Origin of the sequence: Nocardioides hankookensis (assembly GCF_042658885.1) — a bacterium.
GTDB classification, from domain to species: Bacteria; Actinomycetota; Actinomycetes; order Propionibacteriales; family Nocardioidaceae; genus Nocardioides; species Nocardioides hankookensis.
Genome location: NZ_JBHSRJ010000004.1, coordinates 133,232 through 147,965 on the forward strand (window position 1 = coordinate 133,232; position 14,734 = coordinate 147,965).

Sequence of the window (14,734 nt, forward strand, 5' to 3'; positions counted from 1 at the left end):
CTGGTGGGGGCCTTGCCGCAAGCCCGGGGGTCGGCTATACGTTGGAAGTGGAGGGGGTCAGTACTCGACCCGGTCTCCCTTGCTGAGCCAGGCCTCGAACGGCGCGAACGAGTCCGCGTGCCGGTTGCCGTGGACCAGCGTCGGCCAAGTCGTCCGGTCGCGCGCGAAGAGCTCGTAGAACTCGCGGTCGTCGAAGCCGCCGCGCGCCGCGTCGTCGCGGTCCGCGGCGTACACGACCCGGTCGAGCCGGGCCCAGAGCGCGGCGGAGACGCACAGCGGGCAGGGCTCGCAGGACGTGTAGAGCACGCAGCCGGCCAGCGAGAAGTCGCCGAGGTCGGCGCAGGCGGCACGGATCGCAAGCACCTCGGCGTGCGCCGTGGGGTCGTTGTCGCGGGTCACCCTGTTCTGCCCCGTCGCGAGCAGGGCGCCGTCGCGGACGATCACCGCGCCGAACGGCCCGCCGCCCTCGGCGACGTTGGCCACGGCGAGCTCGAGGGCGTGGGCGAGCCAGGTCTCGTCGGTCATGGGGTCTCCTGTGTCGTGGCCAGTCGCCAGAGCCGGTCGCGGCTCATCGGCAGCTCGTGGGGGCGGACGCCCAGGGCGTCGCGCACGGCGTTCGCGATCGCCGGCGCGACCGGGTTGTACGGCGCCTCGCTCATCGACTTCGCGCCGCGCGGACCGAGCTCGTCGTACGTGTCGGCGAAGAGCACCTCGGTCGGCGGGACGTCCGCGACCTGCGGCACCCGGTAGTGGCGGAACGCCCGCGTCACGACCTCGCCGTCGCGGACGACCATCTCCTCCTGGAGCGCGCTGCCGAGGGCCTGGGCGACGCCGCCCTCGACCTGCCCGCGCAGCTGCTCGGGGTTGATCACCCGGCCCGCGTCGACGGCGTGCACGGAGCGCAGCACCCGGAGCTCGCCGGTGACCCGGTCGACGGCGACCCGGACACCGTGCACGTTGAACGCGACCGAGCGGGGCGTGCCGGAGTGGTGGCCGGAGCGGCTCAACGGTGGGGTCTCCCCGGCGTCGAGGGCGGCGCGCAGCGCGCGGGCGGCCCGGGTCACCGCCATCCCGGCGACCACCGAGCCGGTGGAGCCGAAGGCGCCGGTGTCGTACGCCGCCGCATCGGTGTCGGAGGAGTGCAGCCGGATCCGGACCGGGTCGATCCCGAGCTCCTCTGCGACCAGCTGGACGTGCACGGTGGCGGAGCCGTTGCCGAACTCGGCGCTGCCGACCCCGACCGTGACGGTGCCGTCGACGTCGATCGCCACGGTCGCCTCGCTGTGGTGGCCGCGCGGCGGGATGGTGGCGATCATCGAGGCCGCCGTGCCCTCGCCGACGGCCCAGCCCTCCGGCGCCTGCTCGCCGCCGGTGGCCAGCGCCTCCTCGACCAGGTCGAGGCACTGGTCGAGGCCGTAGCTGCCGAACACCAGGTCGACGTCGGGCGCGTCGTTGACGATGAAGTCGTCGCCGGGGCGGACGACGTTGCGGCGGCGCAGCTCGACGGGGGAGAGGCCGAGCTCACGGGCCAGCTCGTCGAGCGCAGACTCGATGCCGAAGATGACCTGGCCGAGGCCGTAGCCGCGGAACGCACCCGAGGGCAGGTTGTTGGTGTAGACGGCCTCGGCGTCGACCCGCTTGTTGGCGCAGCGGTAGAGCGCGACCGACTCGTGGCAGCCGTGGAAGAGCACGCCGACCGAGTGGTTGCCGTAGGCGCCGGCGTCGCTGAGCACGTCGACGACCAGCGCCGTCAGCACACCCTCGGCGTCGGCGCCCGCGGTCACCGACACCCGCATCGGGTGCCGGCACGGCGCCAGGGTGAACTGCTGCTCGCGGGTGAGCTCGAGCTGGACGGGCTGCCGGAGGCGGAGGACGGCGAGGGCGACCAGGTCCTCGACGAGCATCTCCTGCTTGCCCCCGAAGCCACCGCCGACCCGGCCCGCGACCACGCGCACCCGGTCCTCGTCGAGGCCGAGGACATGGGCGAGCTCGGCCCGCACCAGGAACGGCACCTGCGTGCTGCTGCGGACGACGAGGCGGCCGTCCTCGTCCAGCCACCCGCGGGCGCCGTGCGTCTCCAGCGCGGCGTGCGTGACGCGCGCGGTGCGCCAGGTGCCGCTCACCGTCGCGGCGGCGCGGGCGAGGCCGGCCGTGACGTCGCCGACCTCGCCGTGCGTCTGGGCCACGACGTTGCGGCCGGTCTCGGCGATCCGGGACTCGGGGCCCTTGTCGTCGTGCAGGAGCGGCGCGCCGGCGGCCCGGGCGGCCTCCGGGTCGAAGACGGCGGGCAGCACGTCGTACTCGATCTCGACCAGCGCCGCCGCCAGCTGCGCCTCGCGCACCGAGGTGGCGACGACGGCCGCGACCCGCTGGCCGCGGAAGCGGACGACGTCGTCGAGCATCCGCGTGTCGTCGGGGTCGTCGAGCCGGCTCTCGTGGCGAGCGGTCGAGTAGAGGACGTCGGGGACGTCGAGGTGCGTGAGGACGAGGCGTACGCCGGGGGCCGCCTCCGCCCGGCTGGTGTCGATGCGGGTGATCCGGGCGTGGGCGTGCGGGCTCTGCACCAGCGCCGTGTGCAGCACGCCGGTGGCGGGCAGGTCGAGCGTGTAGGCCTCGGCGCCGGTGACGACGCGCTGCGCCGCCGGGGCGCCGAGCGAGGCGCCGAACGCCGCCCCGTCGGCCGTCGTCGGGCCGACGTTGGTGCGACCCGCCAGCGCGTCGCGGATCGAGCGGTAGCCGGTGCAGCGGCACAGGTTGCCCTTGAAGCAGCGCTCCAGCGCTGCCCCGTGGCGAGCACCCTCGGGCGCACCGGCCGCGGTCATCACGAAGCCCGCCGTGCAGAAGCCGCACTGGAAGCCGGCCGCGTCGGCGAACGCCCGCTGCACCGGGTGCGGGTCCTCGGCAGTGCCGAGCCCGGCCAGTGTGGTGACGTCGTGCTCGACGGCCCGGGCTGCCGGGTAGAGGCAGGAGTGCACGGGCGCACCGTCGACGTGCACCGTGCAGGCGCCGCAGTCGCCGGAGTCGCAGCCCTTCTTGACGTCCAGCCGGCCGGCGTCGCGCAGGAAGGTGCGCAGGCACTGGCCGGGCGCGGGGGTCGTGCCGACCGGCTCCCCGTTGACCTTCATGCCGCGAGCTCCTCGCGCACCTCGCGGGCCAGCACGCCGGTGACGTGGGCGCGCCAGTCGGCGGGCCCGTGCGGGTCGTCGAACCAGCAGTTGACCGAGGCCAGCCCGGCGTCGAGGTCGTCGACGTCGAGCACGACCGGCCGCGTGGTGGACGCGGTCAGGGTGACGGTGCGGCCGCAGCCGACGACGACGGCGGCGGCCCGCCCGAGCCGGGTGAGCGCCGTACGCCGGAACGCGAGCGGCTGCGACAGGGCGGTCAGGGGTACGTCGACCGCGCGGATCACCTCGCCGGGCAGCAGCGTGGTGGTGCCGGCGCCGGTCACGAGGTCGGCGACCGGCTGCACGCGCGAGCCGCCGTCGGGGGTCCAGACCTCCACGGACGCTCCCAGCCCGGCGGTGAGCGAGACCATCGCGCCTGCGGGCAGGGCGAGGGCGAGGTTGCCGCCGACGGTGGCGAGGTGCTGCACCTTCCACGACATCAGGAACGAGTCGGCGGCGGCCGACACCAGCGAGGCGGCCGGTCCCCAGGGGGCACCGAGCACCCGCTCGATGGTGCACGTGGCGCCGATCCGGAGGACGCCCGGAAGCTCCTCCCAGTCCGGCCACCCGAGCGTCGTCAGGTCGACCAGCCCGCTGACCTCCGGCTGCGGCTCCGAGAAGAGCCAGGTGCCGCCGGCGAGGAGCGTCTCGCCCGTGGCGAGCGTCAGGTCGTCGCGCCCACGCGCCAGCCGGTGGCTGGTGACGGTGACCAGGTCCATCACTCGACCTCGGCGAGCCGGCCGTAGGACGCGCTGATCTCGGCGACCCGGTCGCGAGCGGGCCGGCCGAGCGTCGACAGCACGCCGTCGGCGACCACGCTGACGAGGCTCATCGCCGCCGCGTAGCTGTCGAAGGCCAGGGTGCTGTTGACCGGGCACTCCAGCCAGTACGTCGCAGCGGCTGCGTGCCGGCGCGCGGTCGGGTCGGCGACCAGCACGACCGTGGCACCCGAGCGCCCGGCCTCCTCCAGGAACCCGCCGAAGTCCGCGGGCCGGCGCCGGAAGCCGACGACCACCACGGCGTCGTCCGCGCCGAGGTCGGCCAGCTCCTCGCCGAGCACCTGGCCCGGCAGGGGAGCGAGCCGCACGTCCCCTCGGGCGTGGGCGAGCTGCTGGCGCAGGTGCAGCGCCACCGGGTGGCTGTTGCGCCACCCGACGACCAGCACCCGCCGGGCGCCGGCGAGCAGGGCGACCACGTCGCCGAGCGCCGGGCTCTCCAGCGCGTGCCGCAGCGACTCCTGCTCGTGCGCGAGGTGGTCGAGCACCGTCGACGCACCGTCGAGGCGCCGCGGCTCGCCCGCCGTGCGCAGGGCACGCAGGTGGTCGCGCACCTCGTCGAAGTCGGTGAAGCCGAGGCTGCGGAAGAGCCGGCTCATGGTTGCCTTCGAGACGCCGGCCAGGTCGGCGAGCTCCGCGGACCGGTAGGTCGCCAGGTCGTCGAGGTGCTCCATCAGCGTCTCGGCCGCCCGCCGCTCCTGCGGCGAGAGGACGGCGTACCGCTGCGTGATCCGCTCGTCGATGCGCTCACTCATGCGCGTGCTCCGATCCGGGCCGCGACCTCCAGGACCGCCCGCTCCAGCGCGTCCAGCCCGGCGGTGACGTCGAGCTCGCGGACGTCCTCCTCGGGGTGGTGGCTGATGCCGTCGTGGCAGCGCAGGAAGAGCATCCCGACGTCGGTGGTGAGCCCGACCGCCATCGCGTCGTGCCCGGCCCGGCTCCACAGCCCGACCGGGTCGTCGTCGCCGGTGCTGCGGATGCCCGCCATGACGGCCTCCTGGAGCCAGGGGGCGCAGGGCATCGCCGGCGCGTGGTGGGTCTCGCGGACCTCGAGCCGCAGCCCCCGCCGCGCGCACGACTCCTCGATCTCGGCGCGCAGGCTCTCCCACATCGCGTCGCGCTCGGGATCGGTCGCGGCCCGCAGGTCGAGGCTGAGGTCGGCGCGGCCGGGGATCACGTTGATCGCGCCGGGCTGGACCTCGATCCGCCCGACGGTCGCGATGCACTCCGACGCCCGGGCGCGCTGCTCGATGAGGACGATCGCCTCGCTGGCGCCGACCAGCGCGTCGCGCCGACGGGGGTACGGCGTACCGCCCGCGTGCCGCGCCTCCCCGATGAACGAGAGGCGGAACCGCCGCGCCCCGGCGATCGTGGTGACGTAGCCGAGGGACCGGTCCTCGGCCTCGAGGTAGGGGCCCTGCTCGATGTGCGCCTCGAGGTAGCCGACCAGCTCGTCGGGCCGGCGCGCCGCATCACCGACCCGGCGCGGGTCGAGCCCGAAGTCCAGGAACGCCTGGTGCAGCGTGACGCCGTCGCGGTCGCGCAGGTCCCACCAGTCCTCCTCCCAGACGCCGGCCAGCGCCTGGCTGCCGAGCAGCGCCTTGCCGAAGCGGGTGCCCTCCTCGTCGCTGAAGCCGATGACCTCGAGGGCGAAGGGCAGCTCGCGGTCGCGCAGGCGCTGGGCGACGGCGATCGCCATCACGACACCGAGCATCCCGTCGTACGAGCCGGCGTCGGGCACCGTGTCGAGGTGGGAGCCGACGAGCAGTGCCGGCAGGCCGGGCGTCGAGCCCTCGCGGCGGCCGCACTGGTTGCCGGCGGCGTCCTGCCAGGTGCGCAGCCCGGCCTCCTCCATCCAGCGCCCGGCGACGGCATTCGCGCTGGCGTGCTCGCGGGACAGGTAGACCCGCTCCAGCTGCGGCGGGGTGGCGGTGAAGCGGTCCAGCTCGGCGCACCGGTCGAGCACCTCGCGTGCGGTCGTCACGACGCGTACACCTCCTGCGCGGCGGCCACGCCGCCCGTCGTGCGCAGCACCTGCTCGAGCGCCGCGAGGGTGGTCAGCACGGCGTCGGTGCGGGCGTTGTAGCCCATCGTCCCGATCCGCCAGACCTTGCCGTGCAGCGGACCGAACGACGTGCCGATCTCGATGCCGAAGTCCGCCAGCAGGGTGGCGCGGGCCGCGTCACCGTCCATGCCGTCCGGGATCTCGACCGCGACGACGTTGTGCATCTTGTGAGCGACGTCGCCGAAGACGCCAAGACCCAGTCCACGCACGCCTTCCAGCATCGCGAGCCCGTGCAGCGCATGGCGCTCGACGGCGGCGTCCAGCCCCTCCTCGACGAGCAGCCGGGCGCACTCGCGGGCGCCGTACAGCATCGTGGTCGCCTCGGTGTGGTGGTTGAGCCGGCGCGGGCCCCAGTAGTCCATGACCTGCGCGAGGTCGAGGTAGTTGCTCGCGATCCGCTCGCCGGGGGCGTCGGTCTCGTCGTCCGCCCGGATCCCGGCCTCCACGTGCTTGCGTCCGTCGATGACGGCGGCGGCGCGGTCGGAGATCGTGATCGGCGCGCTGCCCGACGGGCCGCCGAGGCACTTCTGGAGCCCGGCGGTGACGACGTCGAGCCCCCAGGCGTCCGCCTCGAACGCGTTGCCGCCGAGCGACGCGGTGGCGTCGCAGTAGAGCAGCACGTCGTGGCGCCGGCAGATCTCTCCGAGGTCGGCGAGTGGTTGGCACATCGTCGTGGACGTGTCGCCCTGGACGACGGCGAGGACCTTCGGCTGCACGCGGCGTACGGCGTCCTCGACCTGCTGCGGCTCGAAGACCTCGCCCCACGGCACCTCGATGGTGTGCACCTCGGCGCGGCAGCGCTCGGCGATCTCGGTGAGCAGGTGGCCGAACCGGCCGAAGACCGGCACCAGCACCCGGTCGCCGGGCTCGAGCAGCGACACCAGCGCGGCCTCGATGCCGGCGCGCGAGGTGCCGTCGACGAGGAACGTCTGCTCGTTCGCGGTGCGGAAGACGTCGCGGTAGAGCGCCATCGTCTCGTTCATGGTGGCGGTCATCCACGGGTCGTACTGCCCGACCAGCTGCGCCGACATCGCCCGCAGCACGCGCGGGTCGGCATTGATCGGCCCGGGGCCCATCAGCAGCCGCGGGGGCGGGTCGATGGGACCGATCACGCGGCTCGTCACGAGGGCCTCCTCAGCTGCTGGCCCCACCGGTGGTCGGGGCGGTCGACGTCGATGGCGTTGCCGCGCACGACCGACCGCGTGACGCGGCCGCCGTAGGTGATCCCGTCGTACGCCGAGATCGGGTTGCGGTGCGCGAGCCGGGTGGCCTCGATGCGGAACTCGACGCCGGTGTCGTAGACGGCGAGGTCGGCATCGGCGCCGACCTCGATCCGGCCCTTGGTCGTCAGGCCGACCAGGTCCGAGGTGTTGCGCGACATCCAGCGGCTGACGTGCTCGAGGCCGATGCCGCGGCGCCGCGCCTCGTGGGCCACCGCGCTGAAGCCGACCTGGAGCCCGGACACGCCGCCCCAGGCCTGCTGGAGGTCGCCGCCGCCGCGCCCCTTCTCCTCGGCGGTCGAGGGTGAGTGGTCGCTGACGACCATGTCGATGATCCCGGACCGCAGGCCCTGCCAGAGCTCCTCGCGGTTGCCCGCGTCGCGGATCGGCGGGCAGCACTTGAACTGCGAGGATCCGTCGGGGATGGTCTCGGCCGCGAAGCACAGGTAGTGCGGGCAGGTCTCGACCGTGACCCGCAGCCCCTCCGCCTTCGCGTCCGCGATCGCGTCCAGGGCGCGCGCGCTGGAGAGGTGCAGGACGTGCACCCGCGCGCCGGTCTCGCGGGCCCCGTCGAGGACCCGCGCGATCGCGGTCAGCTCCGCCGCGTCGGGCCGGGAGTGCAGGAAGTCGCGGTAGGCGCGGCTGGGCTCCGAGGGCGCGACGTCGAGCACCTGGGCGTCCTCGGCGTGCACGATCATCAGCCCGTCGAAGCGCGCGACCTCGCGCAGCGCGTCGTGGAACTGGTCGGGGTCGAGCGGCGGGAACTCGTCCACGCCGCTCGGCGCCAGGAAGCACTTGAAGCCGAAGACACCGGCCTCCCACAGCGGCTCGAGGTCGGCGACGTTGCCCGGCACCGCACCGCCCCAGAAGCCCACGTCGACCATCAGCTCGTCGGCGGCCGCCTCCTGCTTGAGCCGCAGGTGCTCGACGGTCGTGGTCGGCGGGATCGAGTTGAGCGGCATGTCGACCAGCGTCGTCGCGCCGCCGAGCGCGGCGGCCTCGGTGGCCGAGACGAAGCCCTCCCACTCGGTGCGACCGGGCTCGTTGATGTGCACGTGCGTGTCGACCACGCCGGGGACGACGTACGCCGTGTCCGGCACGCGCAGCACCACCCCGTCGACGGGGTGGTCGAGCGCCTCGATCGAGGCGATCCGGCCGTGCTGGACCACGACCGTGGCCGCCGTCAGCTCCCCGTCGACGAGCACGCGCTCGGCCTGCAGGGCGTCGATGCGCACTCAGCCCTCCTCTCGGAGCGCGGTCTCTCGCAGGACGGTCGCCTCGATCAGCCCGTAGGGCCGGTCCGCCGCGTAGAAGACCTCGCCGGGGTTGTCGAGCCCGAACGGCTCGAGGTCGACGAGGAAGTGGTGCTTGTTGGGGCAGCTGATGTGGATGCTGCCGGCCTCCGAGACGGCATCGAGCGCGGCGACGCCCATGGCGTGGATGGTCTGTTGGAGGGCGAGGCTGTGGGTCGAGGCGAAGGCGTCGAGCATCGCGGCCCGGACGGCGTCGTACGCCGCGTCGTACGAGTCCGGCTCGCCGGCGTAGCGCCACGTCGCGCTCACGCTGGTGGCCAGGACCCGGTCGTCGGTCTCGGCCAGGGTCGTGTAGCGGTCTCGCGGGAAGCCGTGGAACTCGCTGCCCGTCGACTTGAGCACCACCAGGTCGGTGAGGCCGGCGCTCACCATCGTCTGCTCGCCGTCGGTCTCGACGAGCGCCGTCCGGGTCTCCTGCCCGCTGCGGACGAAGGAGTGCCCGTTGGCGGGCAGTCGGTGCCAGGAGTACTGCTCGGCGCTCAGCCAGGTCCCGGTCACCCACGGCTGGGCCCGCCAGTGCCCGGCCAGGACGAGCAGGAAGTCCTCGGGCGAGGTCACGCCGTGCTCGCGGGCCAGCGCGTAGACGGTGTTCTTCTGGGTGTCGGTGGCGTGCACGTGGGCGTTGTCGCCGTCTGTGTACGCCGTCGCGAAGTCGCCGCGCAGCTGGGTCGTGACGTTGAGGTCGTGCAGCACGTGGTCGTCGCTGCCGCGGTCGACCTTGACGACCCGCACCTCCGCCTTGCCGTGCTGGAGGTCGGTCAGTGCATAGGCCATCAGGACCCCCGGTAGGTGGTGTACGAGTACGGGCTGAGCAGCAGTGCCACGTGGAAGTGGTCGTCGCTGGTGTCGACCTCGAACGTGAGCGCCACGGCGGGGAAGAACGTGTCCCGCTCGTGCTCGGCGAACCAGACGCCCGTCTCGAAGCCGATCAGGTAGAGCCCCAGGTCGAGGTCGAGGTCGAAGCGGACCCGGCCGTCTACGTCGGTGGTCGTGGTGGCCAGGTCGGTGCCGTCAGCGTCGGACACCGTGACGCGCATGCCGACCGCGGGCACGCCGTACGTCGAGTCCAGGACGTGGGTCGAGAGGGTGCTCATGAGACGAGTCCTTCCAGGCGGAGCAGGGCGATCTCGCGCAGCTGGCCTGCGGTGACGGCGAGCTCGGTGTCCGGGTCGTTGGCCAGCCGCTCCTCGAGCAGCGCCAGGATCTCCTCGGCGCTGCGCCCCGCCGCGCGGACCAGGTAGATCCGGTCGAACCGCTCCTCGTACGCCGCGTTGCCCTCGGCCAGCCGGCGCTGGACGTCGGCGTCGTGCGGGTCCACCCCCGCCTGCTCGCTGCCGGACATCTGTGCGCTGGTGCCGGAGCCGGCGTGCCGCTCGCCGATCCGCGGGTGGTCGGCGAGCGCCTGCTCGACCTGCGCCGGTGTCCAGGTCCGCGCGAGGGCGTCCGCCTGGCCGAGCAGGTCCGCGAGCCCGGCGTACGGGCGGCCGTCGACGACGCCGGCCACCCAGGCGTCGATGTCGACGCACGGGCGCACCGCGTCACCGGCCTCCGTGGCCGGCATCGAGTTGAACTCCTCCAGCAGCAACGTTCCTCCTCCGGCCGTGACACTAGGGATCCGATGTAAAGCCGGACCGAAACAACCGTTTCAGAGACGTTACTTCTCCGGGTCAGTCCAGGTCGATGGCCAGCTGGAGCAGATCTCGGTCGCGGCCGGGCCCGGCGACCAGGCAGACCCCGACCGGCAGCCCCTGCGGCGTGCTGCGCGGGACGCTGACGGCGGGCAGCCCGCCGAGCCCGGCGAGGCAGGTGAGCGACATGTTCGCGGCGCGTACGGCGTCCAGGCCGGCGCCGACCAGCGGCGCGACCGTGGCCGCCGACGGGAGCACCAGCACGCGGTCGCCGACCAGCTCGCGGATCCGCGCCCGGGCCGCGTCGACCACGGTGCGCGCGGCCGCCGCGCGGTCGTCGTCGATCAGCGCCGCCGCCTCGAAGCGGCTGCGCACGTCGGCGCCGAGCTCGTCGAGCCGCGGCGCCACCCAGGCGCCGCGCTCCTGCCAGGCCTCCCAGGCCTGGAGGGTCTGGAACGCGGAGAGCCAGCCCGGCAGCTCACTCAGGTCCCACGACTCCCGCATCGCGCCGTGCTCGGCGGCGTACCTGTCGACGACCGTCGCGACCTCGTCGCTGGCGATGGACAGGAGGCCGGGAACGCTGACCAGGTCGCTGGCCGGGTTGCGCGGAGTCGGCGGCAGCACGACCTCCGCGACCTGCTGGAGCAGCTCGGCGCTCCGGGTCACCCAGCCGACGGCGTCGAAGGACCGGGAGAGCGGAAGCAGGGCGTACGTCGAGGCCGCGCCGTGCGTCGTGCGGATGCCGAAGAGCCCCTGGTACGCCGCCGGCACCCGGATCGAGCCACCGGTGTCGGTGCCGAGCCCGATGCTCGCCTGGCCGAGCGACACCGCGCTGCTCGAGCCGGACGTCGAGCCGCCGGAGATCCGCAACGGGGCCTTCGGGTTCGGGGGCGTGCCGTAGTGAGCGTTGGTGCCGGCCAGGGAGTAGGCGAACTCGTCGGTGCGGGCGATCCCGCGCACCGACGCGCCGGCCTCGAGCAGCAGCTCGACTGCCCGGGCGTGCACCGGCTCGACGCGGGCCTCGGCCAGCCAGGCCGGGTTGCCGGCGCCGACGCGGTGGCCCTGCACGGCGTACAGGTCCTTGACGGCGACGCTCTCGCCGTCGAGCGGGCCGCTGCCGAGCGGCGGCACGAGCGGGTCACCGACGACCCGCCAGATCCGGGTGTCGAGCGCCGGCGCCGGCACCGAGACGTGGGCGGCCGTGACCTGCCAGCCCTCGTCGGTGCGCACCCACATCTGGGTCTGCTGGCCGCGCCCGCCGCGGGCGAGCTCGGTGACCGCGATGACGAGCGCGTGGTCGTCGTCGACGGCCTGCACGTGGGTCTGCACGATCCGGCGCTGCGGTGCGCCGCCGCGGCTGCTGCGGAAGGCGCTGATCTGGTCGTGGCCGACGAGCAGGCCGTGGGCGTCGCCGCGCAGCGTGGTCGGGCCGTCGGCGAACAGCCGGTCCAGTGTCGGGACGTCGTCGGCCATCAGGGCGCGCTCGTACTCCCAGAACGCCTCGACGAGTCCTGCAGGCACAGGGGTCATGCAGGGAAGTCTGCCGTGCGGATGCGTGCGTGCACGCCCTTCACGACGTCGACGACCTGGGAGATGTTGAAGTCGGTGGCCGCCGAGAGGTAGGCGTAGGCCAGGCGCGGGTCCATGCCCCAGCGGCTGCTGAGCAGGGCGATCGCGGCCCGCACGCAGTTCTGCACCGCGACGTCGAGGTCCTCGTCCATGCCGGTCGGGACCAGGAACTCCGAGGTCTCCGCGAGCGGGCCGGCCAGCTCTCCGAAGCGGCGTACGGCGCTCTCGTGCGGCACCACGTCGAGACGGACCGTCGCCCGCAGCGAGGCCTCCATCGCGGTCAGCGACACCTCGCCGTCGCCCTGGGCGAAGTGGGGGTCGCCGACGTAGGCCAGCGCGCCGTCGACCTGCACCGGCAGGTAGAGCGTCGCGCCGACGGTGAGGAGGTTGATGTCGATGTTGCCGCCATGAGCACCGGGCGGCACCGAGTGCGGGCGCTCGCCGTCGGAGACGGCGACGCCCATGATCCCGAGGAACGGCGCGAGCGGGAACTCGACCGTCGGCCCGGCTCCGGGCTGCAGCGGCAGCCGGCCGTGGGTGCCGCTGTCGTCGACGGTGGCGAAGGCGCTGAAGACGTCGCCCTCGAGCGGGTACTCCCCGGGCAGCGCCCCCTTGCCGTGCCGGTTGGAGATCACGCCGTACGGCACCCGGGGGAGCGTCTCGACCACCGTCATCGCCAGCAGGTCGCCGGGTCGCGCGCCCTCGACGCGCACCGGCCGGCTGACCACGTGCGGCCCGTCGACCCCGAACGTGTGCGGCACCTCGCTGGCAGCGATCTCGATCGCGTCGTCGAGCACGCCCGCCACGTCGTACTGCCCGAAGAACCGCTTCGGGTCTCGACCCTGGTCCTCGAGGATCCCCTCGTGGCTGACCGTGTCGAAGGTGACCTCGGTCCCCGGCTCGACCGTCAGCACCGGGTCGTCGCTCGCGCACGGCAGCCGGCCCCAGAGCACGTGGTCGGCCGTCGACGGCAGGTAGCGGTCGCCCCAGATCGGCCCCGACCCGGGCTGCAGCAGGTCGCTCATGCGCAGCGAGGCTAGGCAACGCGTGTTTCAGGCGTGTTCCGCCGGTGGGTCTCGATACGCCGTCGTTCGTTCCTCACGACGCCTACTCGACCAACGACAAGATCCTCGCTGGTCGAGTAGCGAGCGCCAGCGAGCGTATCGAGACCCGTCAGCTGTACAGGCGGTCCACGACGTCGGAGTACTTGGTGTTCACGACCCGGCGCTTGAGCTTCAGCGTCGGGGTGAGCTCCTCGGACTCGGCGGTCCACTCGACGCCGAGGAGCTCGAAGGACTTCACCTGCTCGGGGCGGGAGAGGCGCTCGTTGGCGGCGTCGACGGCCTGCTGGACCATCGCGCGGATCTCGGGCTTCTCGGCCAGCTCGGCGAGCGAGCCGAACTCGAGCCCCATCTGCTGCGCCATGATCGGCGCGATCTCGCCGTCGAGGGTGAGGATCGCGACGACGTACGGGCGGCTGTCGCCGATCGCCATGGCGTGGCCGATGAGCGGCGACTCCTTGAGGAAGTTCTCGATGTTGGACGGCGCCACGTTCTTGCCGGCCGAGGTGATGATCAGCTCCTTCTTGCGGTCGACGACCGCGAAGAAGCCATCGTCGTCGAGGGTGCCGATGTCGCCGGTGTGCAGCCAGCCGTCGTCGTCGATCAGCGCGCGGGTGGCGTCCTCCTGGAGGTGGTAGCCGGGGGTGTTGACCGGGCCGCGCACCAGGATCTCGCCGTCCTCGCCGAGCGTGATCTCCATGCCCGGGTTGGCGCGGCCGACGGTGCCGAGCTTGAAGCCGCCCGGACCGTTGGCGGTGACGGCGCCACAGGTCTCGGTCATGCCGTAGACGTCGTAGACCTTGAGGCCGAGCCCGGCCATGAACTTCGCGACGTCGAGCGGCATCGGCGCCGCGGCCGAGCCGGCCCAGGTGACCTGGTCGAGACCGAGCAGCAGCTTGAGGAAGCCGAGGATGCCCTCCTCGGCCTGCTGGTACGCCGCCTCGATCTCCGGCGTCATCACGCCGCCGACCTCCTGGGCCTCCACCCAGGCGAGCGCGGACGCCATCGCGGTCTCGACCATCTCGCGGTTGTCGGGGTCCGCGGCGAGCTTGGCGGAGAGCCCCGTCTTGATCTTCTCCCAGACCCGCGGGACGCCGAAGAACATCGTCGGGTGCACCTCGCCGAGCGTGGCGAGCAGCTGCGCCGGGTCGTCGATCGCGTGCACGTGCCCGCCGATCACCTGCGGCCCGTACAGCCCGAGGACCCGCTCGGCGATGTGGGCGAGCGGCAGGTAGCTCACGCCGACCTGCGGCTCGGTCAGCCCGGAGGACTCCTGGGTGCCGACGGTCTCGAAGAGCACGTTGTGGTGGGTCAGCACGACGCCCTTCGGGTTGCCGGTGGTGCCCGACGTGTAGAGGATCGTGGCCGGCGCCTCGGGGCTGAGCTCGGCGGCGCGGGCCTCGACGGCGCCGGGGTTCGCGGCGCGGTACGCCGCACCCGCGGCCACCAGGGCCTCCCACTCCTCGTCGATCATCACGACGCGCAGGATGCTGTCGACCTCGTCGAGCGCCTTGCCCCACCGGGCCCGGTGGTCGGCGGTCTCCACGAAGACCACGCTCGGCCGCGCCTGCGACGCGATGTAGGCGACCTGCTCGGGGGAGAGCGTGTTGTAGATCGACATCGGCGTCGCCGCGGCGTGCACCGCGCCCATGTCCGCGAGGAAGTGCTCCACCCGGTTGTTCGCCATGATCGCCACGGTGTCGCCCGTGGCCACGCCGATCTCGATCAGCGCCGCGGCCATGTCGAGCGCCCGCTCACGGGTCTCGGACCAGGTCAGGGTGCGCCACGACTCGCCCTCCGGCACGTGGTGCTTGTCGGAGTACGCCGGCTCGTCGCCGTACTGACCGACGGTGTCGGCCAGCGCGTCGACGAGGGTGCGCCCCTCGACCTCGGCCTGGATGCGGGTTCGCTCGGTGAGCACGGCGTCGGACATCGGTC

General features: G+C 73.4%; 13 protein-coding genes. All 13 read right to left on the bottom strand.

The annotated features are described in order from the left end of the window. Positions 1-57 precede the first annotated feature (57 nt). The 13 genes from ACFPYL_RS07035 to ACFPYL_RS07095 all read right to left on the bottom strand — a co-directional run bounded on the left by ACFPYL_RS07035 (position 58) and on the right by ACFPYL_RS07095 (position 14,729). A complete protein-coding gene (locus ACFPYL_RS07035; RefSeq protein ID WP_379152227.1) occupies positions 58-525 on the bottom strand; it encodes a nucleoside deaminase in 468 nt (155 codons plus the stop codon). Further along, entirely contained in the window at positions 522-3,125 is a 2,604-nt protein-coding gene (locus ACFPYL_RS07040; RefSeq protein ID WP_379152230.1) for a molybdopterin-dependent oxidoreductase, read from the bottom strand. Before ACFPYL_RS07040 ends, ACFPYL_RS07035 begins: the two co-directional genes overlap by 4 nt. After that, positions 3,122-3,883, bottom strand: a complete 762-nt coding sequence (locus ACFPYL_RS07045; RefSeq protein ID WP_379152233.1) for an FAD binding domain-containing protein — start codon at positions 3,881-3,883, stop codon at positions 3,122-3,124. The genes ACFPYL_RS07040 and ACFPYL_RS07045 overlap by 4 nt, the downstream gene beginning before the upstream one ends. Next, positions 3,883-4,695: a MurR/RpiR family transcriptional regulator gene (locus tag ACFPYL_RS07050; protein WP_379152236.1), complete on the bottom strand. Its 813-nt coding sequence runs from the start codon at positions 4,693-4,695 to the stop codon at positions 3,883-3,885. Before ACFPYL_RS07050 ends, ACFPYL_RS07045 begins: the two co-directional genes overlap by 1 nt. Next, complete coding sequence (locus ACFPYL_RS07055; RefSeq protein WP_379152240.1) at positions 4,692-5,924, bottom strand: allantoate amidohydrolase; 1,233 nt, start codon at positions 5,922-5,924, stop codon at positions 4,692-4,694. The genes ACFPYL_RS07050 and ACFPYL_RS07055 overlap by 4 nt, the downstream gene beginning before the upstream one ends. Then, positions 5,921-7,129, bottom strand: coding sequence for a pyridoxal-phosphate-dependent aminotransferase family protein (locus tag ACFPYL_RS07060; protein ID WP_379152242.1), 1,209 nt, complete (start codon positions 7,127-7,129; stop codon positions 5,921-5,923). The genes ACFPYL_RS07055 and ACFPYL_RS07060 overlap by 4 nt, the downstream gene beginning before the upstream one ends. Next, positions 7,126-8,460: an allantoinase AllB gene (gene allB / locus ACFPYL_RS07065; RefSeq protein ID WP_379152244.1), complete on the bottom strand. Its 1,335-nt coding sequence runs from the start codon at positions 8,458-8,460 to the stop codon at positions 7,126-7,128. Before allB ends, ACFPYL_RS07060 begins: the two co-directional genes overlap by 4 nt. Next, on the bottom strand, positions 8,461-9,312 hold the full coding sequence (pucL, locus tag ACFPYL_RS07070) for a factor-independent urate hydroxylase (RefSeq protein ID WP_379152247.1): 852 nt from the start codon (positions 9,310-9,312) through the stop codon (positions 8,461-8,463). After that, positions 9,312-9,632 (bottom strand): hydroxyisourate hydrolase, encoded by a 321-nt coding sequence (gene uraH, locus ACFPYL_RS07075; protein ID WP_379152250.1) that lies wholly within the window; start codon positions 9,630-9,632, stop codon positions 9,312-9,314. The genes pucL and uraH overlap by 1 nt, the downstream gene beginning before the upstream one ends. Next, a complete protein-coding gene (gene uraD, locus ACFPYL_RS07080; protein ID WP_379152253.1) occupies positions 9,629-10,123 on the bottom strand; it encodes a 2-oxo-4-hydroxy-4-carboxy-5-ureidoimidazoline decarboxylase in 495 nt (164 codons plus the stop codon). The genes uraH and uraD overlap by 4 nt, the downstream gene beginning before the upstream one ends. Before the next feature lie 82 nt (positions 10,124-10,205). After that, positions 10,206-11,696 carry an AtzH-like domain-containing protein gene (locus ACFPYL_RS07085; protein ID WP_379152256.1) on the bottom strand — a complete coding sequence of 497 codons (1,491 nt, stop codon included), beginning with the start codon at positions 11,694-11,696 and terminating at the stop codon, positions 10,206-10,208. Continuing rightward, a complete protein-coding gene (locus ACFPYL_RS07090) occupies positions 11,693-12,760 on the bottom strand; it encodes an acetamidase/formamidase family protein (RefSeq protein WP_379152259.1) in 1,068 nt (355 codons plus the stop codon). Before ACFPYL_RS07090 ends, ACFPYL_RS07085 begins: the two co-directional genes overlap by 4 nt. A 148-nt stretch (positions 12,761-12,908) precedes the next feature. Next, positions 12,909-14,729 (bottom strand): AMP-dependent synthetase/ligase, encoded by a 1,821-nt coding sequence (locus ACFPYL_RS07095; protein ID WP_379152263.1) that lies wholly within the window; start codon positions 14,727-14,729, stop codon positions 12,909-12,911. Between the last annotated feature and the right edge of the window lie 5 nt (positions 14,730-14,734).